Origin of the sequence: Roseibium sp. (genome assembly GCF_965229775.1) — a bacterium.
Lineage (GTDB): Bacteria > Pseudomonadota > Alphaproteobacteria > Rhizobiales > Stappiaceae > Roseibium.
This window is the reverse complement of the sequence record NZ_OZ245929.1, coordinates 2,355,868-2,376,084: the sequence shown is the minus strand read 5'-3', so window position 1 is coordinate 2,376,084 and position 20,217 is coordinate 2,355,868. Positions and strand designations below refer to the sequence as shown.

Below are 20,217 nucleotides of genomic sequence, written 5' to 3'. Positions count from 1 at the left end.
GCCTTTGCCTTTTCAGTTTCAAGTCCATTGACGGATTACGGTAGGATTGACCGGCCCCCGGACACGTCCAGAATGGCGCCGGTCGTGTAGCTGGACTGGTCGGACATGAGCCAGACGATTGCGTCCGCGACTTCGTCCGCGCTGCCCGCACGCTTCATCGGCAGTTTGGATTCAAGCTGCGCCACGCGGTCGGGAAGCCCGCCGGAGGCATGCAGTTCCGTATCGATGATGCCCGGGCGCACGGCATTGACCCGGATGCCTTCGTCAGCAACCTCGAGTGCGAGACCGACCGTCATCGTGTCGATCGCGCCCTTGGAGGCCGCATAGTCGACATATTGCGCCGGCGATCCGAGCTTGGACCCGGCCGACGCCAGATTGACGATGCCACCGCCTGCGCCGCCATGTTTGGTCGACATGCGTTTCACGGCCTCGCGCGCGCACAGGAACGAGCCGACGACGTTGATGGTGAAGATCCGGTTCAGGCGCTCGACGCTCATTTCGTCCACGCGCTGGGACATGTCGACGACGCCGGCATTGTTGACCAGCCCGGCAAGGCGGCCGAGCTTGTCGGCCTCCTGAAACAGGGTCAGGATATCGCTTTCGCTGCCGACATCGCCCTTCACGGCAACGGCCTTGCCACCCTCGGCCTCGATCTCGGCGACAACCTTGCCGGCGGCCGCCAGATTGGCGGTGTAGTTGACAACGATCGTATGCCCGAGACGTCCCAGTTTGCGGCAGACGCTCGCGCCGATGCCGCGGCTTCCGCCCGTTACGATGACAACAGTGTCAGACATCAATACTCCAGAACCTGTTTGAGCGGACCGGGTCCGCCCTGTTTGTTGTTACTGCTCCGCAATCGCCAGACGAAGCCCGAAACCGGCAAAGGCCGCCGCGATGGTGCGTCTCATCCAGACCATGACCCGGTCGCTCCTGAGCACCTTCTCGCCGACCAGGGAGGCAAACAGACCGTAGCCGAGAAAGACGACGAAGGTCATCGCCATGAAGACGCTGCCGAGTGCAAGCATTTCGAGCGTCGGATGCGCCGAGGACGCGCTCACGAATTGCGGCAGGAATGCGAGAAAGAACACCGTCAGTTTCGGATTGAGAATGTTGATCAGGAAGCCGGTGCGCGCTGTCGCCAGGAAGCTCTTGCGCACGGCGCTGTCGGCCTTCAGTTCCACCGGACCGCTGTCCTTCAGGGTCTGCCAGGCGAGATAAAGCAGATAGGCGACACCGGCATATTTCACCGCCTGAAAGACAATCGCGCTTGTGTGCATGAGCGCCGCCAGGCCGACCACGGATGCCAGGATCGCCGGAACGATCCCGAGCGTGCAGCCGATCGTGGCGGCAAGGGCGGCGCGCCGCCCCTTGCCGAGGCCGACCGCCACCGTGTAGACCACCCCGGTCCCGGGAACCAGGACGACGATCAGCGCGGTTATCAGAAACTCCAGGCTCATGAGGCCGCCTCCATAGCCCTCGGAACGATCAGGACCCGGATCAGAGATCCAGGACCAGACGCTGCGGATCTTCCAGGCTTTCCTTGACCCGGACGAGGAAGGTCACGGCTTCCTTGCCGTCGACGATGCGGTGGTCATAGGAAAGCGCCAGGTACATCATCGGACGGATCACGACCTGCCCGTTCACGGCCATGGGCCGCTCCTGGATCTTGTGCATGCCGAGAATGCCCGACTGGGGCGCGTTCAGGATCGGCGAGGACATCAGCGAGCCGTAGACACCGCCGTTGGAGATGGTGAAGGTGCCGCCGGTCATGTCGGCCATGCCGAGCTTGCCGTCGCGCGCCTTGCGGCCGAGATTGCCGATCTCCTTCTCGACTTCGGCAATCGACATCTGGTCGGCATCGCGCACGACCGGAACCACGAGACCCTTGTCCGTGCCGACGGCCACGCCAATGTGGCAGAAGTTCTTGTAGATGATGTCGGTGCCGTCGATCTCCGCGTTAACCGCCGGAATTTCCTTCAGCGCATGGGTGACCGCCTTGGTGAAGAAACCCATGAAGCCGAGCTTGACGCCGTGTTTCTTTTCAAACAGGTCCTTGTACTGCTTGCGCAGTTCCATGACCGGGCCCATGTCCACCTCGTTGTAGGTGGTGAGCATGGCGGCCGTATTCTGGGCGTCCTTCAGGCGGCGCGCGATGGTCTGGCGCAGCTTGGTCATGCGCACGCGCTCCTCGCGCGCCTCGTCCTGCGCCACGACAGGACCACGGGCGACAGGTGCCGCTGCCGGGGCGGAGGATGCTGCCGTCGCGCCGGAGGCGATCGCGCCGATCACGTCTTCCTTCAGGACCTGGCCGCGCTTGCCGGAGCCGGCGACCTGATCCGCGGAGAGGTTGTTTTCCGCCATCATCTTCTGCGCGGACGGTGCCGGCGGCATCGACGTGCCGGAGGCCGCCGCGGGTGCGGGCGCCGGAGCTGCAGCTGCGGGAGCAGCGGCAACGGCTGCGCCCGACGGATCGATCTGGCAGAGCAGAACACCGGGTTCCACGGTGGCGCCGGTTTCGGCGGCAATCTTGACGACCGTTCCGCCGACAGGTGCAGGCACTTCCTGAGCCGCCTTGTCCGTTTCCAGTTCGACAAGCGTGTCATCCGCCTTGACGACATCGCCGACCTTGACGCTCCACTCGCCGACCTCGGCTTCGGTCACCGATTCACCGGCGCTCGGCGTGACCACGTCGACCAGAGCCGCACCACCTGAAGGCGCGGCTGCTTCGGCGGCCGGAGCAGGCGCTGCAGCAGCGGGGGCTGCAGCGGCGGCGGCGCCTTCGGCGATCTGGCCAAGCAGGGCACCGACTTCAACCGTGTCGCCTTCCTTGACGACGATGCTCTCCAGCGTGCCAGCTGCCGGGGCGGGCACCTCGACGGTCACCTTGTCGGTTTCGAGTTCGACGAGCGGTTCGTCCTGGTTGACGGCGTCACCCGGCTTCTTGAACCACTGTGCGATAGTTGCTTCGGAAACGGATTCACCCAGAGTGGGCACGCGAATTTCGGTTGCCATGGTCGCCTTCTCTTAAAATTACCCGGCCAATTTGTTGAAAGAGGGCGATGCCGCCCTCTCAAGATCAGTTTCCAAGCGCCTCTTCGAGGAATGCCTGCATTTGCGCAAGATGGACCGACATCAGGCCGGTCGCGGTGGATGCCATTGCCGAACGGCCGGCGTAGCGCGGCCGGCGATGCTTGGCATCGATCTGTTCGAGGACCCACTCGATATAGGGCTCGACGAAGAACCAGCTGCCCATGTTCTTCGGCTCTTCCTGACACCAGACCATCTCCGCATGCGGGAAGCGGGCCAGTTCAAGCATCAGCGCCTTCTTGGGGAAGGGATAGAGCTGTTCGACGCGCATCAGGTAGACATCGTCGATGCCGCGTTTCTCGCGTTCCTCGAACAGATCGAAATAGACCTTGCCCGAGCACATCACGACCCGGCGGATCTTGTCGTCGGAGACCAGCTTGCCTTCGGAACTGAGGTTCGCACCCCAGTCATCCCAAAGCACGCGGTGGAACGTCGTGTCGGGGCCGAGCTCGTCGATCCGCGAGACCGCCTTCTTGTGACGCAGAAGCGACTTCGGCGTCATCAGGACCAGCGGTTTGCGGATATCGCGGCGCAACTGGCGGCGCAGGATATGGAAGTAGTTCGACGGCGTCGAACAGTTCGCAACCTGCATGTTGTCCTCGGCGCAAAGCTGAAGAAAACGCTCAAGCCGCGCGGAGGAGTGTTCCGGTCCCTGGCCTTCATAGCCGTGCGGCAGCAGGCAGACGAGACCGGACATGCGCAGCCACTTGCGTTCACCGGAGGAGATGAACTGGTCGAACAGCACCTGCGCCCCGTTGGCGAAGTCGCCGAACTGGGCTTCCCACATGGTGAGCGCGCGCGGTTCCGCCAGCGAGTAGCCGTATTCGAACCCGAGCACGGCCTCTTCGGAGAGCATCGAGTTGATGACCTCGTAGCGCTGCTGGTCGGGAGACACGTGATTGAGCGGAATGTAGCGGCTTTCGTTTTCCTGGTCGTAAAGCACCGAGTGGCGCTGCGAGAACGTGCCGCGCTCACAGTCCTGACCGGACAGGCGCACGGGGTGGCCTTCGGCCAGGAGCGATCCGAAGGCGAGCGCTTCGGCTGTTGCCCAGTCGATCCCCTCACCGGTTTCGATCATGCGTTCACGGTGGTTCATGAAACGCGCGATGGTGCGGTGAATGTTGAAGCCTTCCGGCACATGGGTCAGCGCCCGGCCGATTTCCTTCAGTTCACCCATCGGGATACCGGTTTCGCCTCGGCGCGGGTCTTCCTCGTCATCGGCACGGCGCATACCGGCCCACTTGCCGTCAAGCCAGTCGGCCTTGTTCGGCTTGAACGCCTGGCCGGCATCGAACTCGCCGTCCAGGTGCTTGCGCCAGTCAGCCTTCATCCGGTCGACATCTTCCTGGCTGAGCACGCCTTCCTTGATGAGGCGTTCCGAATAGCGCTGCAGCGTGGTCGCGTGCTTGCGGATCTTGCGGTACATGATCGGCTGCGTGAATGCCGGCTCGTCGCCCTCGTTGTGGCCGAAACGGCGATAGCAGATCATGTCGATGACCACCGGACGCTGGAACGTCTGGCGGTATTCGATCGCAATCTTGGCAGCGAAGACGACCGCTTCAGGATCATCCGCGTTGACATGGAGGATAGGGGCTTCGATCACCTTGGCCATGTCGGACGGATACGGCGAGGACCGCGAGAAACGCGGGTTCGTCGTGAAGCCGATCTGGTTGTTGATGATGACGTGCACCGAGCCGCCGGTGCGGTGGCCGCGCAGGGCGGACAGACCGAAACACTCGGCAACGACGCCCTGGCCGGCAAAGGCCGCATCACCGTGGAGCAGAAGCGGGAGAACGGTGTTGCGCTCCACTTCCGTCGTCTCGATGAAGTTGCCGTTCTTGTCGGCGGCAAGCTGATCCTGTTTCGCCCGCGCCTTGCCGAGCACGACCGGATTGACGATTTCCAGGTGCGACGGGTTGGCCGTCAGCGACAGGTGCACGTTGTTGCCGTCGAAGGTCCGGTCGGAGGACGCGCCGAGATGATATTTCACGTCGCCCGAGCCTTCGACTTCGTCGGGCGCGTAGGAGCCGCCCTTGAATTCGTGGAAGATCGCGCGATGCGGTTTGTTCATCACCTGGGAGAGCACGTTCAGGCGGCCGCGGTGGGCCATGCCGAGGACGATGTCCTTGAGGCCCATCTGGCCGCCCCGCTTGATGATCTGCTCCAACGCCGGGATCAGCGCCTCGCCGCCATCAAGGCCGAAGCGCTTGGTACCGGTGTATTTCACGTCGAGAAACTTTTCGAAGCCTTCCGCCTCGACCAGCTTGTTGAGGATCGCCTTCTTGCCTTCGGAGGTGAACGCGACCTGCTTGTCCGGCCCCTCGATGCGTTCCTGGATCCACGCCTTCGCGGCCGGATCGGAGATATGCATGAACTCGACACCGAGCGTCGAGCAGTAGGTGCGCTTCAGGATGTCCATCATCTCGCGGATGGTGGCGTATTCCAGGCCGAGAACATGGTCGATGAAGATCTTGCGATCCCAATCGGCTTCCGTGAAGCCGTAGGACGAGGGATGCAGTTCCTCGTGATCGCCCTTGCCGGCAAGACCAAGGGGATCGAGATCCGCATGCAGGTGACCGCGCATCCGGTAGGCGCGGATCATCATCAGCGCGCGCACGGAGTCGCGGGTCGACTGATGCACTTCCGCATCGGACACCGGCGCGCCCGTTGCTTCCGCCTTCTTCTTGATCTTCTCGCCAAGCTTCTGCTCGATCGGACCCCAGTTGCCGTCAAAGGCGTTGACGAGGTCGCCATTGGCTTCGATCGGCCAGTCCTTGCGCTTCCAGGGAGCCCCGCGCGCTTCCTTCAGCACGGCTTCCTTCTCGTCCTGGAAGGCCGCGAAGAAGTCCCGCCATTCGGCATCGACCGAATTCGGATCCGTCTTGTACTGGGCGTAGAGGTCTTCGATATAGGCTGCGTTGGCGCCGTAAAGCAACGACGTCAGTGCGAATACGTTGTTCGCTTCCTGCCGTGCCATGTCCTTTAGCGGAGGGCTGCTCCGCCCTTTTTGTTATGGCGGGCCGAAAAAGACCCGCGGCCGGTTCCCTACAAAGACCGATGAAACACCGGCCCCTCGAAAATTGGTCGCGGCACACTTGGCGCCGCAACCCATCCTTTCATCATGCAGACGGAAAGGTAAACAGTTTCCGTTGCTGTCAGCACAATTTCCTGCGTTTTTAGCCCTTCAAGACTTCGAGAAGCGTCTCGCCGAGCTTGGCCGGTGACGGCGAAACCTTGATACCCGCCGATTCCATTGCCGCGATCTTGTCTTCCGCGCCGCCCTTGCCGCCGGAAATCACGGCACCCGCGTGGCCCATGGTGCGGCCCGGAGGCGCGGTGCGGCCCGCGATGAAGCCGGCTGTCGGCTTCTTGCGGCCCTTCTTGGCCTCGTCGATCAGGAACTGCGCGGCTTCTTCTTCCGCGGAGCCGCCGATCTCGCCGATCATGATGATGGATTCCGTCTCGTCATCGGCCAGGAACATTTCCAGGACGTCGATGAACTCGGTTCCCTTGACCGGGTCGCCGCCGATGCCGACCGCCGTCGTCTGGCCGAGGCCGGCGTTGGTGGTCTGGAAGACGGCTTCATAGGTGAGCGTGCCGGAGCGCGACACGACGCCGACGGAGCCCTTCTTGAAGATGGAGCCCGGCATGATGCCGATCTTGCATTCTTCCGGCGTCAGGATGCCGGGGCAGTTCGGGCCGAGCAGGCGGGAGTTGGACTTGTCCAGCTTCGCCTTGACCTTGACCATGTCGGCAACCGGGATGCCCTCGGTGATGCAGACGATGAACGGGATCTCGGCGTCAATCGCCTCGATGATCGCGGCGCCCGCGCCTGCCGGCGGGACGTAGATCACGGAGGCATCCGCACCGGTCGCTTCCCTGGCTTCGCCGACGGAGGCAAAGATCGGCAGCTGCGCCGCGCTTTCCACGGAGCCCCAGGTCTCGCCGCCCTTTTTCGGGTGGACACCAGCAACCATCTTGGTGCCGTAATACTCAAGTGCCTGTTCGGTATGGAACGTGCCGGTCTTGCCGGTCAGGCCCTGAACGATGATTTTCGTGTCTTTGTTGACGAGGATGGACATTCACGCGCCCCCCTTAACGGCTTTCACGATTTTCTGGGCAGCGTCGTCGAGATCATCGGCGGCGATCACGTTGAGACCGCTTTCGTTGATGATCTTCTTGCCGAGTTCCACGTTGGTGCCTTCCAGGCGGACAACGAGCGGAACCTGCAGGCCGACTTCCTTGACGGCCGCCACCACGCCTTCCGCGATCACGTCGCAGCGCATGATGCCGCCGAAGATGTTGACCAGAATGCCCTTCACGTTCGGATCCGAGGTGATGATCTTGAAGGCAGCCGCGACCTTTTCCTTGGAGGCGCCGCCGCCGACATCGAGGAAGTTGGCCGGCTCGGCGCCATAGAGCTTGATGATGTCCATGGTTGCCATGGCAAGGCCGGCGCCGTTGACCATGCAGCCGATATCACCGTCGAGCGCGACATAGGCGAGATCGTATTTGGAGGCCTCGATCTCCTTCTCGTCCTCTTCGGTGACGTCACGCAGTTCCATGATGTCCGGGTGGCGGAACATGGCGTTGCCGTCGAAGGAGACCTTGGCGTCGAGGACGCGCAGGTGACCGTCCTTCATGACGATCAGCGGGTTCACTTCCAGAAGGCTCATGTCTTTTTCGACAAACGCCTTGTGCAGGATCGGGAACAGCGTCATGCCATCTTCGCGTGCCGCACCATCCAGCGCCAGCGCATCGCAGAGCTTTGCGGCATCGGCCTCGGTGACGCCCGTGTCCGGGTCGATCGGCAGGGTGATGATCTTTTCCGGGGTTTCCTCGGCAACCGCCTCGATGTCCATGCCGCCTTCGGTGGAAACGACAAAGGCAGGACGTCCGACGGTCCGGTCCACCAGGATGGAGAGATAGAGTTCACGCTCGATGTCGGCGCCGTCCTCGATATAGAGACGGTTGACGACCTTGCCTGCCGCGCCGGTCTGCTTCGTGACCAGCGTGTTGCCGAGCATCTCCTTCGCATGCGCCGTGACTTCGTCGAGCGAGAAGGCAAGACGGACACCGCCCTTGGCGTCTTCGGGAAGTTCCTTGAACTTGCCCTTGCCGCGTCCGCCGGCATGGATCTGTGTCTTGACGACCCAGAGCGGGCCGGGAAGCTGTTTGGCCGCCGCTTCCGCCTCGTCGGCAGAAAAGATGGCCACGCCGTCTGCAACCGGAGCGCCGAACCCCTTCAGCACCTGCTTGGCCTGGTATTCATGAATGTTCATGTGTTTCCCCCGTTGTCGGAGGACCGTTCCCTCGATCGCCGAAGGAACGGCCGCTGCTTATCCGAGACAGTCGACGCTCAGGCGAGCGCCGGCTGGATTTTCTTGCAGGCTTCCACCAGACCGTCGACCGCGCCGACGGACTTTTCGAAGTTGGCCTTTTCCTCGCCCTGAAGGTCGATCTCGATGATGCGCTCGACACCATCGGAACCGATGACGACCGGGACACCGACATAGGTGTCCTTGAGGCCATACTGGCCATCGAGAGCGGCCGCGCAGGGCAGCACGCGCTTCTTGTCCTTCAGGTAGCTTTCCGCCATCGCGATCGCGGAGGATGCGGGTGCGTAGAAAGCAGAACCGGTTTTCAGGAGGCCGACGATCTCCGCGCCGCCGTCGCGCGTGCGCTGGACGATCTCCTCAAGACGCTCCGCCGTGCACCAGCCCATCTTGACCAGGTCGGGAAGCGGAATGCCGGCAATCGTGGAATAGCGCGTCAGCGGCACCATGGTGTCGCCGTGGCCGCCGAGAACGAATGCGGTGACGTCTTCGACCGAGACATTGAATTCGTCGGCAAGGAAGTAGCGGAAGCGGGCGCTGTCGAGCACACCGGCCATGCCGACAACCTTGTTCTTCGGCAGACCGGAGAATTTCTGAAGCGCCCAGACCATTGCATCCAGCGGGTTGGTGATGCAGATGACGAAGGCATCGGGCGCATGCTTGGCAATGCCCGCGCCGACCTGTTCCATGACCTTGAGGTTGATTTCCAGGAGATCGTCGCGGCTCATGCCGGGCTTGCGGGGAACACCGGCGGTCACGATGACCACGTCCGACCCTGCGATCGCTTCGTAGCTGTTGGCACCGGCCAGCTTGGCATCGAACCCGTCTACCGGGGAAGATTCAGCGAGGTCCAGCGCCTTGCCTTGCGGAACACCTTCCGCGATGTCGAAGAGAACGATATCTCCCAGTTCCTTCAAACCTGCCAGATGAGCGAGCGTGCCACCGATCTGACCAGAGCCGATCAAGGCAATTTTGTTCCGCGCCATATCGAAAGTTTCCCTTTACGTAAGATGGAACTAAGTGCCATCCGCTGATGACTGCAGATGGCACTACCCCCTTTGCCGTCCCCGCGCAAGTTCGCCAAAAGAATATTGCGGTTGAGGCGGCAAAATTTTTCAATTCTTCCCGTCTGCATAATTCTCCTATACGGAATGCAGACTTATACGTGCATTTCGCGTCTGTCACCCGCGAGGTAGGCTTCCGAGCGCATTTCGATCAGCCGGGAACTCGTCCGGTCGAATTCGAACGCCTCGGTGCCGCCTTCGGAGACGTAAAGATCGGGCGGCTCGGCTTCGGCCGACACCACCAGCTTGATGCCGTTGTCGTAGAGCGTGTCGATGAGATTGATGAAGCGCTTGGCCTCGTTGCGGCGCGCCTTCGAAAGGACCGGCACATTGTCGACAAAGACGGTGCTGAAGGCGTTTGCGATCCTCAGGTAGTCGCTGGCGCCGAGCGGCTGCATGCACAGGTCGTCAAAGGTGAAGCGGGCAACGCCGGAGGCGACCTTCGGGATCGGGATCGTCCGGCCCTTGTTTTCCAGTTCCTCCGGATGCGCCGCCATGCCGTGGGTCAGCTTGGTCCAGAGACGGTCCATCTCCACGTCCGCGGCGTCCCCGAGCGGGGTCACGTAGACCGGCGCGCCGGCGAGCTTCTCGAGCCTGTAGTCGGTCGGTGAATCCAGATGCAGGACCTCGACCTGTGACTTCAGCATGGTGATGAAGGGAATGAAGAGCTGCCGGTTGAGGCCGTCCTTGTAGAGATTGGACGGATTGACGTTCGAGGTGGCAACCACGATCACGCCGCGTTCGAAGAGCTGCGTGAACAGCCGTCCCAGGATCATCGCGTCGGCAATGTCTGTCACCGAAAACTCGTCAAAGAGCAGCAGGCGCGTTTCCACCGCGATCTGCTTTGCCACCGGCGGGATGGGATCATCCCCCTTCACCTCGCCGCGCTTGTGCGCCTGCCGGTGCTCGTGGATACGCTCGTGCACGTCGTTCATGAATTCATGAAAATGAACCCGGCGCTTGCGTTGGATGACCGTCACTTCATAGAAGAGGTCCATCAGCATCGTCTTGCCGCGGCCGACGCCGCCCCACATGTAGAGGCCCTTCACGGAGGCCCAGAGCTGGTTCTTCTTCTTGGCGAAGAGCCAGCCGAGCGAGCTTTTCTTGGAGGCGAGCCGGGTCTCGGCAAGGCGGGTGTTGAGCAGATCGAGATGTCTGACGGCTTCCCGCTGGACAGGATCCTCGGTGATCTCGCCCGATGCGATCAGAGCATCGTAGCGGGCGCTGAGCGCGCGGTTGACCGGCAGTTCCATCTTCAAAGGTGCTGCTCCCTCCATGAGGACTCATGGGGCCTTGGACGTGACTGTTGGCTCGGCGGAATAAGGTCAATGCGCCTTGGATGCAAGTCAAGTTATGGTTTGAATCTGTTACACTTCTTCACGTCAACAACTTTCAAACGATTGAATGGCCGTCATCTGAAAAACAGCTGAAAAGTCGGTCGGCTTCGATGACGCCGCCAGGAGCACAGGCCGTGGAGGATCGCTGGATGCAGAACCGAAGATGTCGTCGAGGAAGACTGCAGTGAGCTTTTGCCGTTACTGGGTCAACAATCGGCTTTTCGATCGACTCGAATTCCGCTTTCAAAATCACTACTGCCCAGATTAACCCGGCAATGATCTGTTGAGGCGATCCCCAGTTTATGAACTTGTCATTCCGGCTGAAGCGCAGCGGAAGGCCGGAACCCAGTAACCACCCGATTTTCCGTCTTGTTTCAGTCTCCGGCTACCGCGGGTACTGGTTCCCGGTCCTGCCGCTTATGCAGCAAACCGGGAAGACCAATCCGGGAGAAAACACCGTATCCCGACTTGATACCGATCGGAATTGTGTAGCTTTTTCTATGGCAAAAAAATCCGAATGTAGTTCCCAAACCGGGCAGCAGTGATTCCAAACGAAGACGCAACCAAAATTGTGCCGTCCAATAATCAACTCCGAACAAATCGCAGCGCAGGGTACTTTCGAGAAGTACGGGCGGCGCAGTCGATGTAACAAAGAACATTCCTGTGGGAGCCGAAAACAAAAGCAGCCCATGGGAATGAGAAAATAAAACAGGGAACCACTACGGAAAAGTATGTCGAAAAATCGCCCGCAGCCGGCAAGCCGGATGCGGGCGGGACGCACAGGGAGGGGGGAACGCTGTGCGGGAGGAGACAAGAACCCTTTGAGCAACAAGGGCTCCAGGGTCAGAACCCTAGCGCAGAAGCAGCGTCGACTTGCGGCCGCTTTGCAGTTCCTGGAGGTAAAGGAGCTGCGCGACGAGGTAGCATTCCGAGCGGTCGTCGAGGTCGGCCTTGCGGCCGCGCCCGTCGGTCAGAAGCCACGCGTTGCCGGCCTTGACGACGTCGCACTCGACCGGCTCGCCCGCATCAAGACCCGCTTTCTCGATAAGCTCGGAACCGACGCGGGACTCGTCTTCCGCATCGAGCCCTTTCATCTGGGCTCTCAAGCCGCGATAAACCTGCTGCACGCCGAGCGTTGCCACAATGGCCGTGACGACACTTTCGCCTTCCATCGCGGCAAAACGCAACACGCCGCCCTGTTGCGGGATCGAGTTGCTGGAACAGGGTGTGTGGTGCACATCGCCAAGCCCGGTCCATTCGGAGCGCAGCGTCACCGTTGCCGGCTGGCGCAACGCCGGCATTTCCCTGGCGAGCCGCTTTTCAGCCGCGCGCTTCGGGTTCTTGGCCGCGCGCTCGGCGGTCTGGGATTTACCGACGGCAATGGTGCCGCCGATCCGCAGGCGCCTGAAGACGATCACGTCCCGCATCAGGTCGGTGCGCTCGACACGCCAGCCGGCATCCAGCCAGGAGTTCTGATGAACCAGGCTGCCGCCTGAATTCGCCCACCAGGTGCGGTGCTCGCGTGCACTTTTCGGAAGGTTGGTTCCCAGAATGTCCTCGAGTTCGTCGAGCTTTGCTGCCCAGACGACATCCTCAAGACGAGCAAGGTGTTCGCGTAAAGGTTCGTATTTCGACATTGCACAGCCTTTCCGGTAGCAATGTGAATATACACTTATTACGCGCAGTGTCTAGCAGAATTACTGAGGCCGTTTAACGGAACAGGGAAATCGGCGATCCGGTCGACGTCTGACCGTTGAACTTCCCGGGTTCGCTGGAATAAAGCTGTGCGACGATCACGCCGGAACCATCCTTCAGAACGACCTGATTGCCGTTCAGATCCCATGCCGAGATTCCGGACAGTGTCGGGGTGGTACAACCTCTGGTATTTGCCCGGTAGCCGCCAGACCAGGTCGTCAGGGTCATGAATGCCTGGCAGTTGTCGCCCGAAGATGCCAGTTTCCAGCCACCCAGAAGGTCCGTCCGTCCCACCTGCTGGGCGTTGCTCGGCGCTGCAACCGGGTTGCTTGCAAGGTCAGCCGAAGCCCCTGTTCCGTCGGTCGTCGTGCCGACAGGCGGAGCGGCATTCGGATCCAGCGGATCAAGCGATGCCGAACCGACGGGCGTCGTCGGTGTCGCGGGCAGCGGCGCAGCATAGTTGGGGCCCCCAGAGAGCCTCTGGCACCCGGCGGCCAGAACCACCATTCCCAAAACCAAAACCAGCTTACCCGAGCGTTTCATGACGAATCAGTCCCTTAATCTCCGCCTCACCATCGTGGCATCTCTTAACTTACTATTTACTGAAAATCCAAAACACAGCGCAGTTGTCCGCAATTTCAGTGTGAAACACCGTCCTCAGCTGCCGTATTTCCGCCTGTCCGAACCCGCTCACCCGGCATCCCTGTCCCGGACCGGGCCGGCGTCACGAATTTTCGTTGTCAGAGACCGCCTTCCGTCAGCGGTGTTAGAGTTTCAAAATGGCGGCAACGTGGCGCCCAGCGCCACAAGACGTACCGGTGCGCACCGGAATCCTGGACATGCCGTTCCGGGGGTCTGCCGCTGCAACGGACCGGCCAGGCGCATTCTTTTTGCGCATTGCCAGCCGGGTGCCCTATGTCATCGGGGACCCGGACAACAAGGAACTCTCCATGCCAATCGCAATCTGGTGCATTCTCGCCGCTGCAATCCTGCCCATCCTGTCGGCCTTTCCGGCCAAGCTCAACAGGGAATTCGACAACTCAAACCCGCGCAACCCGGACTACTGGCGCGACGGGTTCAGGGCGCGGGCGCAGGCCGCGCAGGCCAACGGCTTCGAAGCGTTCCCGTTCTTTGCCGTCTCTGTTTTCGTCGCCATGAGCCAGGGCGCCTCGCCCTACTGGATCGACCAGTTGGCGGTGCTGTTCATCCTATTGCGGCTGATCTACGTGTTCTGCTACTGGACCGACAGGTCCAATCCCAGGTCACTGGCCTGGGCGGCGTCTTTCATCACAATTGTGGCGCTTTTCACGAGTTCACTATGGAGCTGAGCTTCCCGCCGGCCGAAAATTAATTGCAGGGAGCATTTGCACCGCGCGGCCGATTTCGCTAACGATGCAAGTGAATAGTACAGGTTACCGACGGGCAGAGGTGCATTGTGCGCACGACAGATCAGACGACAGATACCTTGCCGGCGCGCCGTCAGGAGACCCTGCAGCGTCAGCTTGCGGACCCGCATATCGTCGACGCCCTCATCGCCGAACGCGGCAAACTTGTCATGGCGAGCCCCTGGTGGCCGTTCATAAAGCCGTTTGCCTACAAGATTCTCAGATACCGGTCCGCCGTCGAAATGGCGGATACGATCGCCCAGATGGAAGCGGTCGATGTCTTCGCGCATTTGAGCGAAATTCTGACACTCAACGTGACCACGCTCGGTCTCGAGCGCGTGCCGACAAGCGGCCCGGTGGTGCTTGTTTCCAACCATCCGACCGGTATCGCCGACGGCATTGTCCTTTACGACGCCATCAAGTCGCGGCGCACGGACCTCGCGATCTTCGCCAACAGGGATGCGATCCGGATCAACCCGCGCCTGGCTGAAATGATCATTCCGGTCGAGTGGCGCGCGGATTTCAAGAGCCGGGCCAAGTCGAAAGAGACGATCAAGATCGCCTCATCCGCCTTTGCGACGGAACGGGTCGTGGTGCTGTTTCCCTCCGGCCGCCTCGCCTATTGGCACGACGGCAAGCTGACCGAGCGGCCCTGGATGACCTCCGCCCTCGCCCTGGCGCGCAAGAACAAGGCACCGATCATTCCGATGCATATGGGCGGGAGGAACTCCGGCCTGTTCTATTTCCTGGCGCGCGTGTCGACCGAACTGCGCGACATGACGGTCTTCAACGAATTGCTCAACAAGAAGGACGCTGCCTTCAACGTGCATTTCGACAAGCCGATCCGTCCCGAGAAACTGCAGGGCGACCTCACCGAACTCACCGAGCAGATGCGCATTCACTGCGCCGAGACACTCGCGACGGATCCGGACGCGGAATTCTGACCGCCGATCCGCATTTGATGTGAAATCATCCACAGGCCGGTTTGCCCTTCATTGGCGAATAAGACATGGTGCGGGAGACTTTAGGGAATCAGCCGCCTCATGCCAGTCTCGCCCGCCCTCCTCGCGGATGACGCACCACATCTTCACCTCAATGATCCGCCATCGGTGCGCCCGGAGGCGAAACCGCTGGCGGTTTTGCAGACCGTCTTCGGCTATGACGCGTTTCGCGGCCGGCAACGCGAGGTGATCGACACGCTGATCGACGGCAGGGACGCCGTCGTGCTGTTTCCAACGGGCGCCGGCAAGTCGCTTTGCTACCAGATACCGGCCCTGTGCCGGCGTGGCGTCGGTGTCGTGGTCTCTCCCCTTATCGCCCTGATGAAGGATCAGGTCGGCGCGCTGACGGCCGCCGGCGTCCGGGCCGCGGCGCTCAACTCAACCCTTCTGCCGGAAGAACAGGACCGCCTTCGCGACGCACTGCGCTGCGGCGACATCGACCTTCTTTACGTGACCCCGGAGCGCCTTGGAAACGAGAGCTTCCGGCGGTTTCTGGATACGCTCGAGATTGCACTCTTCGCGATTGACGAGGCGCATTGCGTCAGCCAGTGGGGCCATGACTTCCGGCCGGAATACATGTCGCTGTCCTGTCTCGCCGAACGTTATCCGGGCGTGCCGAGGGTGGCCCTCACGGCAACAGCGGACCCTCATACGCAAAAGGACATTCTCGCGCGCCTGAAACTGGAGGACTCCCAGGTCTTCGCGACCAGTTTCGACAGACCGAATATCCGCTACGAAATCGTCGAAAGATCCAACCAGCGCCAGCAACTGCTGGACTTCCTGGGCAAGCACAAGGGTGCAAGCGGCATCGTCTACTGCCTGTCGCGTGCGAAGGTGGAAGAGATTGCGGACTGGCTGACGGCAAAGGGGATCCGGGCCCTGCCCTATCACGCCGGATTGCCCTCTGATCAGCGCGCCGCGAACCAGGACGCCTTTCTCCTTGAGGAAGGGCTCTGCCTTGTTGCGACCGTCGCCTTCGGCATGGGGATCGACAAGCCGGACGTGCGCTATGTCGCGCATCTCGACCTGCCGTCATCCGTGGAAGCCTACTACCAGGAAACGGGGCGCGCCGGCCGCGACGGGGCGCCCTCGGAAGCCTTCATGGCCTACGGCATGGCCGATCTCGTACAGCGGCGCCGGATGATTGCCGAAGGTGACGCGCCGGACGACATCAAACGTGCGGAAAACACCAAGCTCAACGCGCTTCTCGGCATCTGCGAGACCTCAGGCTGCCGGCGGCAGGCGCTGCTGGCGCATTTCGGGGAAACCTATCCCCAGCCCTGCGGCAACTGCGACACATGCCTGTCTCCGGTGGAAACCTGGGACGGAACCGAATCCGCGCGCAAACTGATGTCCGCGATCTACCGGACCGGGCAGCGCTTCGGAACCGGCCACGTGATCGATGTGCTGCTTGGCAAGACCAGCGAGAAGGTGACCCGGTTTGCACATGACAAACTGTCGGTTTTCGGCATCGGACAGGAGCATTCCCAGAAAACCTGGCAGTCCATTGCGCGCCAATTGGTCGCCACGGGTTACATTGATGTGGACCATGCGCAGTTCGGGGCGCTCGTCCTGAGCGAAGCCGCGCGTCCGGTTCTGCGCGGCGACGAGACGATTTCATTGCGAAAGGACCGGAACGCCGCCGGTCTGAAACAGACACGATCCTCGCGAACGGCCTCGGTCGCCGACGAACTGGACGAGGAAGACAAGCTGCTGTTCCAGCGCCTGCGGCGCCTGAGAACCCAGATTGCGCGGGATCAGAATGTCCCGCCTTACGTGGTCTTTCCCGATGCCACGCTGGCCGGCATCGCGTCCGCCCGGCCGGTCACGCCCGATGCGCTGCTGAGCGTATCCGGGGTCGGCCAATCCAAGCTGGAAAAATACGGCGAGACGTTTCTGGAGCTTGTCGAGGCTTTTGAAGCCGGCGTTTGAGGGCAACCCGGCGCTGGTCCGGGTTGCGTGTCAGGTCACACCGGTCAGGAACCGGCCTTGGGCAATCCCTTGTAGGCCTCGGCACCCCATACGGATTTTACCCTGGCATCGCGGCCGCAGGCTTTCCGGTAGCCCTTGTAGGCTTCCGCGCGTGTCACATAGCCGAAACGGGTCAGCGTGCGCGCATTGCTCTTGTAGTAGGCCTGGTGATAATCCTCTGCAGGCCAGAAGACCGCTGCGCCTTCGACCGGTGTCACCACCCTTCCGCCAAGGACCTTGTTCGCCTTGGCAATCTCCGCGTTCGCGGCCTTGGCCTGCTTGTCGTTCAGCGGATGGATCGCAGTCGAATAGCCATAGCCGCGATCGCAGAACTGACCGCCCGGGTCGGTCACATCGACCGTGCGCAGGAAGATCCGGACCAAGTCCTGATAGCTGATCTGGTTTTCATCGAAATCCACCTGAACCACTTCACGGTGTCCGCCGCGCTCGTAGTTCTTGTAGGTGGGGTTCTGGCTCTTGCCGCCGGCATAGCCGGACTTGACGTCCCGGACACCCGGCAGCTTTTCAAGGTCCGATTCCACGCACCAGAAACAGCCGCCGGCGAAGATGGCCGTTTCGGCCTGTGCCGTGGCAACGGGGGCGACGCCGACAAGTACAGCAAGGAAAGTCTGCCGCAACAAACGCTTCATGTTGGATCCTCCATCGATTGCAGATAGAGGTAACGCATTCTCTTGCCGAGGCAACTCAACTCCGTTCGCACCCCCGCACAACGCCGTGAGATGACCGTGACCGGACGCCTCGGATCAGTCCTTCCAGGAAGTCGCACGTTCTTCAAAACCCGGCAGTTGCGGGTTGACCACGCAGAACCTGTGGCCGCTCGCCGCTTCCATTACCACCCAGTTGTCGAAGCGCCTGACGATCTTCGCGCCGAGTTTTTCCAGACGGGCAACCTCGGCTTCCGGATTGTCGGTCTCGATGTCCAGATGAACGCGCGCGGGATGCTCGACCGCCTGTAGCAGAATGCCGATTTCTCCATCCTTGCCGAACAGCCGCCGGTAGCGCGGGTTTTTCGGCGCGTCCTCCAGCGTGCGCCCAAGCGCCTGCGCCCAGAACGCGGCGTGCTCGTCGATATCACCGCCTTCGCAATCGATCACGAGATCTCCCAATCGGCTCTTGTGCATACGCGCCTCCAACTCTTCACTGAAATGAGAACAAAAATAGAACAAATGAAATGTAAGAGCAAGGGACGGGTGCGTTTCGAGCCGACTGGGGCTCTCGGTGCCGGCCAGTCAAAACGCAAGCCGGGATCGCAGGACATCAAATCGGGCGGTTTGCACCGTCTCCTACCCTCCGGACCGGGGCTCCCCGGCCCCGGATCTCACTTGCGTTCGTCCGGGGTGACAAACGAGATCAGATTTCATGACCTTCGCATCGTGTTCAACGGCCAGACATCCAGAAAAAACTCTCATCGTGAAGAGACTGCACGGTCCATCACGCGGGATGAGCGGCAGGATTTGAATCCGCGCGAATCTGCAGGCCTTCGCAGGCACGGTTTTGGGGCCATTCTTGAGCTTGTCGTCCCGGTTTGACGCGCAAGCGGCAAGACCGGGAACCAGTATCCCGTTTGGGCGAAGATCAAGGGAATACGAAGAGGCCAGAGTTTACTGGGTTCCGGCCTTCCGCTGCGCTCCAGCCGGAATGACAAGTCTCATGACTTAAGATGATCTCACCAGACGCTGTTCAGGGTAAACTGGACAACGTTGGCTCGAAACCAGCAATGACGTGCGGGCGAGAAGTTCGATGTTGTGAAGCGTTCCCGGCAGAAAATAAACCCCGGGCCGCCCTGTTGCCGCGCCCGGGGTCGTCAGGTTTACAATGAATTCACATCAGACCGCTGCTTCGGCAGGTTCCGTATCCGGCCTTCCCTGCCCCGACCAGTCGATCCTCTGGGTCACGAACATCGTGATGGACAGGGCGACAAAGGCGATGACGGAGCCGATCAGGAGCGCATAGTCCTGTTCCTGCATTAGGGCGAACAGAACAGCGAAGATACTTCCGAGCACCGCCAGCATCACCAGACCGGCCAGCCTGCTTTTGAGCGACGTGCCGATATAGACCGCGTTCAGCAGGGTCGCCGCTCCGGCTGCAATCAGGTAGGCCGGCGCATAGCCGACATGTTCGGCGAAGGCCAGCAGCATCACGTAGAAGACGATCAGGGCAAGGCCGACGAGAGCGTACTGGATCCAGTGGAACCGCCAGCCGGAGCGCATCTCCAGGACGAAGACCGCCAGAAAGGTCAGACTTATGAAGCCGATCGCGTATTTCAGGGATCTTGAAATTGTCTGATAGAAATTCACCGGCTCGACGAACTTCACGCCGAGGAGCTTGTCCTGAAGCGGCAGATGGCTCGTTTCCATGACCTTCGGGATGCCGCGCGCAAGATAGGGAATTGTCCAGGCGGCGTCGAAACCCGAGCTGGTGATGGTTCGCGTTTCCGGCAGGAAGGCACCAGTGAAACCGGGATGAGCCCAATCCGATTGAACGGCGACTTTCGTGGTCTGGCCGGCCGGTGCGACATAGATCGCCGTCGAGCCGTTGAGCTGCAGTTTCACGTCGAAGGAAAAGCCGGTCTGCCAGGCCTGGGGAGACACGGCTGCATTGATCCCGGATCGGCCGGATGACCGGCGGGGATCGCCGTCCGCACGCGCCAGGGGCCCAAGACCCGGTTCGAAGGGGACGGCTCCCGTTCCGGCCAGAGCGAGCGCGACCTCGCTCTTGAGCGCGCGGACATCCCGGATGCCGATAACGACAACGGCCCTGTCGGCCGCGACATCGATCGTACCGCCGTGCTTCGGTTCGAACATGTCGTCGGGAGGTGCGGCAAACGTGCCGTCAAGGTCGAGCCGCGCATTGTAGACGGGAAGCGTATAGATGGACTTCTTCCGTTCCTCGACCGCGATATCTCCGCCCACCGTCAGCCGCTCGGGAAACAGCACCGCCGTTCTGCGGACGGTCATGGTCTCGAAATCCTCACCGGAGCCCGTCGTGTAGGTTTCGGTGAAAGGGATCACCAGATAGGGGCCGTTGATCTCCTGTGTTCCGCCCCAGGAGCGGGCAATCTCGCGCGCGACATCCTTTGCCCGATGCGCGCGTTCCTCCACGAGCACCCAGACAAAGACGCTGGGAACAAGCAGCAGGAAGGAGAGCAGTCCTATCAGGACGAACTTGACGGCCGGCGAGCTCAGGAAGGTCAAGACCCTTGTCGTTGAAGGTTGCGGCGGCGGCACCGGGCCGTAAGTGGTGCCGTGGTCTGTGTTGTCGGTCATTCAAAGTCCCTCTGCGAGGCGGGCGCAACCGGGACAGCGCACCCAATGCGAAGA

The 20,217-nt window shown here is 61.4% G+C and carries 16 protein-coding genes; 3 read left to right on the top strand and 13 right to left on the bottom strand.

Going from position 1 to position 20,217, the window contains the following annotated elements; all coding sequences use genetic code 11:
* Window positions 1-35: 35 nt before the first annotated feature.
* The 10 genes from ACO07N_RS10830 to ACO07N_RS10785 all read right to left on the bottom strand — a co-directional run bounded on the left by ACO07N_RS10830 (window position 36) and on the right by ACO07N_RS10785 (window position 13,062).
* Window positions 36-794 carry an SDR family oxidoreductase gene (locus ACO07N_RS10830; protein WP_421981023.1) on the bottom strand — a complete coding sequence of 253 codons (759 nt, stop codon included), beginning with the start codon at window positions 792-794 and terminating at the stop codon, window positions 36-38.
* 48 nt (window positions 795-842) lie between these two features.
* Complete coding sequence (locus ACO07N_RS10825; protein WP_421981022.1) at window positions 843-1,457, bottom strand: LysE family translocator; 615 nt, start codon at window positions 1,455-1,457, stop codon at window positions 843-845.
* Between the two features lie 40 nt (window positions 1,458-1,497).
* Window positions 1,498-3,012, bottom strand: a complete 1,515-nt coding sequence (gene odhB, locus ACO07N_RS10820) for a 2-oxoglutarate dehydrogenase complex dihydrolipoyllysine-residue succinyltransferase (protein ID WP_421981021.1) — start codon at window positions 3,010-3,012, stop codon at window positions 1,498-1,500.
* 64 nt (window positions 3,013-3,076) lie between these two features.
* Complete coding sequence (locus ACO07N_RS10815; protein WP_421981020.1) at window positions 3,077-6,064, bottom strand: 2-oxoglutarate dehydrogenase E1 component; 2,988 nt, start codon at window positions 6,062-6,064, stop codon at window positions 3,077-3,079.
* A gap of 199 nt (window positions 6,065-6,263) precedes the next feature.
* A complete protein-coding gene (gene sucD, locus ACO07N_RS10810) occupies window positions 6,264-7,169 on the bottom strand; it encodes a succinate--CoA ligase subunit alpha (RefSeq protein WP_421981019.1) in 906 nt (301 codons plus the stop codon).
* Window positions 7,170-8,369: an ADP-forming succinate--CoA ligase subunit beta gene (sucC, locus tag ACO07N_RS10805; RefSeq protein WP_421981018.1), complete on the bottom strand. Its 1,200-nt coding sequence runs from the start codon at window positions 8,367-8,369 to the stop codon at window positions 7,170-7,172.
* Between the two features lie 77 nt (window positions 8,370-8,446).
* Window positions 8,447-9,409 (bottom strand): malate dehydrogenase, encoded by a 963-nt coding sequence (mdh, locus tag ACO07N_RS10800; protein WP_421981017.1) that lies wholly within the window; start codon window positions 9,407-9,409, stop codon window positions 8,447-8,449.
* A 173-nt stretch (window positions 9,410-9,582) separates the two neighbouring features.
* Window positions 9,583-10,740 (bottom strand): cell division protein ZapE, encoded by a 1,158-nt coding sequence (gene zapE, locus ACO07N_RS10795; protein WP_421984415.1) that lies wholly within the window; start codon window positions 10,738-10,740, stop codon window positions 9,583-9,585.
* A gap of 935 nt (window positions 10,741-11,675) precedes the next feature.
* On the bottom strand, window positions 11,676-12,461 hold the full coding sequence (locus ACO07N_RS10790) for a DUF7662 domain-containing protein (protein WP_421981016.1): 786 nt from the start codon (window positions 12,459-12,461) through the stop codon (window positions 11,676-11,678).
* Between the two features lie 73 nt (window positions 12,462-12,534).
* The gene (locus tag ACO07N_RS10785; protein WP_421981015.1) at window positions 12,535-13,062 is read right to left on the bottom strand and encodes a protease inhibitor Inh/omp19 family protein; all 528 of its coding nucleotides are present in this window, start codon (window positions 13,060-13,062) and stop codon (window positions 12,535-12,537) included.
* Between the two features lie 275 nt (window positions 13,063-13,337).
* Here ACO07N_RS10785 and ACO07N_RS10780 point away from each other — a divergent pair, with 275 nt between their 5' ends.
* From ACO07N_RS10780 to recQ, 3 genes are all read left to right on the top strand, one after another.
* Window positions 13,338-13,847 carry an MAPEG family protein gene (locus tag ACO07N_RS10780; RefSeq protein WP_421981014.1) on the top strand — a complete coding sequence of 170 codons (510 nt, stop codon included), beginning with the start codon at window positions 13,338-13,340 and terminating at the stop codon, window positions 13,845-13,847.
* A gap of 107 nt (window positions 13,848-13,954) precedes the next feature.
* Window positions 13,955-14,848: a GNAT family N-acetyltransferase gene (locus ACO07N_RS10775; protein WP_421981013.1), complete on the top strand. Its 894-nt coding sequence runs from the start codon at window positions 13,955-13,957 to the stop codon at window positions 14,846-14,848.
* A gap of 99 nt (window positions 14,849-14,947) precedes the next feature.
* Window positions 14,948-16,837 carry a DNA helicase RecQ gene (recQ, locus tag ACO07N_RS10770; protein WP_421981012.1) on the top strand — a complete coding sequence of 630 codons (1,890 nt, stop codon included), beginning with the start codon at window positions 14,948-14,950 and terminating at the stop codon, window positions 16,835-16,837.
* Between the two features lie 44 nt (window positions 16,838-16,881).
* Here recQ and msrA read toward each other — a convergent pair whose 3' ends face one another.
* From msrA to creD, 3 genes are all read right to left on the bottom strand, one after another.
* Window positions 16,882-17,526: a peptide-methionine (S)-S-oxide reductase MsrA gene (msrA, locus tag ACO07N_RS10765; protein ID WP_421981011.1), complete on the bottom strand. Its 645-nt coding sequence runs from the start codon at window positions 17,524-17,526 to the stop codon at window positions 16,882-16,884.
* Between the two features lie 114 nt (window positions 17,527-17,640).
* Complete coding sequence (locus ACO07N_RS10760; RefSeq protein WP_421981010.1) at window positions 17,641-18,018, bottom strand: VOC family protein; 378 nt, start codon at window positions 18,016-18,018, stop codon at window positions 17,641-17,643.
* Between the two features lie 705 nt (window positions 18,019-18,723).
* Complete coding sequence (creD, locus tag ACO07N_RS10755) at window positions 18,724-20,163, bottom strand: cell envelope integrity protein CreD (RefSeq protein WP_421981009.1); 1,440 nt, start codon at window positions 20,161-20,163, stop codon at window positions 18,724-18,726.
* Between the last annotated feature and the right edge of the window lie 54 nt (window positions 20,164-20,217).

Bases quoted from the DNA above. Each gene is read 5' to 3' on its own strand.
- ACO07N_RS10830 (WP_421981023.1), bottom strand. From the start codon at position 794: ATGTCTGACACTGTTGTCATCGTAACGGGCGGAAGCCGCGGCATCGGC.
- ACO07N_RS10825 (WP_421981022.1), bottom strand. From the start codon at position 1,457: ATGAGCCTGGAGTTTCTGATAACCGCGCTGATCGTCGTCCTGGTTCCC.
- odhB (WP_421981021.1), bottom strand. From the start codon at position 3,012: ATGGCAACCGAAATTCGCGTGCCCACTCTGGGTGAATCCGTTTCCGAA.
- ACO07N_RS10815 (WP_421981020.1), bottom strand. From the start codon at position 6,064: ATGGCACGGCAGGAAGCGAACAACGTATTCGCACTGACGTCGTTGCTT.
- sucD (WP_421981019.1), bottom strand. From the start codon at position 7,169: ATGTCCATCCTCGTCAACAAAGACACGAAAATCATCGTTCAGGGCCTG.
- sucC (WP_421981018.1), bottom strand. From the start codon at position 8,369: ATGAACATTCATGAATACCAGGCCAAGCAGGTGCTGAAGGGGTTCGGC.
- mdh (WP_421981017.1), bottom strand. From the start codon at position 9,409: ATGGCGCGGAACAAAATTGCCTTGATCGGCTCTGGTCAGATCGGTGGC.
- zapE (WP_421984415.1), bottom strand. From the start codon at position 10,740: ATGGAACTGCCGGTCAACCGCGCGCTCAGCGCCCGCTACGATGCTCTG.
- ACO07N_RS10790 (WP_421981016.1), bottom strand. From the start codon at position 12,461: ATGTCGAAATACGAACCTTTACGCGAACACCTTGCTCGTCTTGAGGAT.
- ACO07N_RS10785 (WP_421981015.1), bottom strand. From the start codon at position 13,062: ATGAAACGCTCGGGTAAGCTGGTTTTGGTTTTGGGAATGGTGGTTCTG.
- recQ (WP_421981012.1), top strand. From the start codon at position 14,948: ATGCCAGTCTCGCCCGCCCTCCTCGCGGATGACGCACCACATCTTCAC.
- msrA (WP_421981011.1), bottom strand. From the start codon at position 17,526: ATGAAGCGTTTGTTGCGGCAGACTTTCCTTGCTGTACTTGTCGGCGTC.
- ACO07N_RS10760 (WP_421981010.1), bottom strand. From the start codon at position 18,018: ATGCACAAGAGCCGATTGGGAGATCTCGTGATCGATTGCGAAGGCGGT.
- creD (WP_421981009.1), bottom strand. From the start codon at position 20,163: ATGACCGACAACACAGACCACGGCACCACTTACGGCCCGGTGCCGCCG.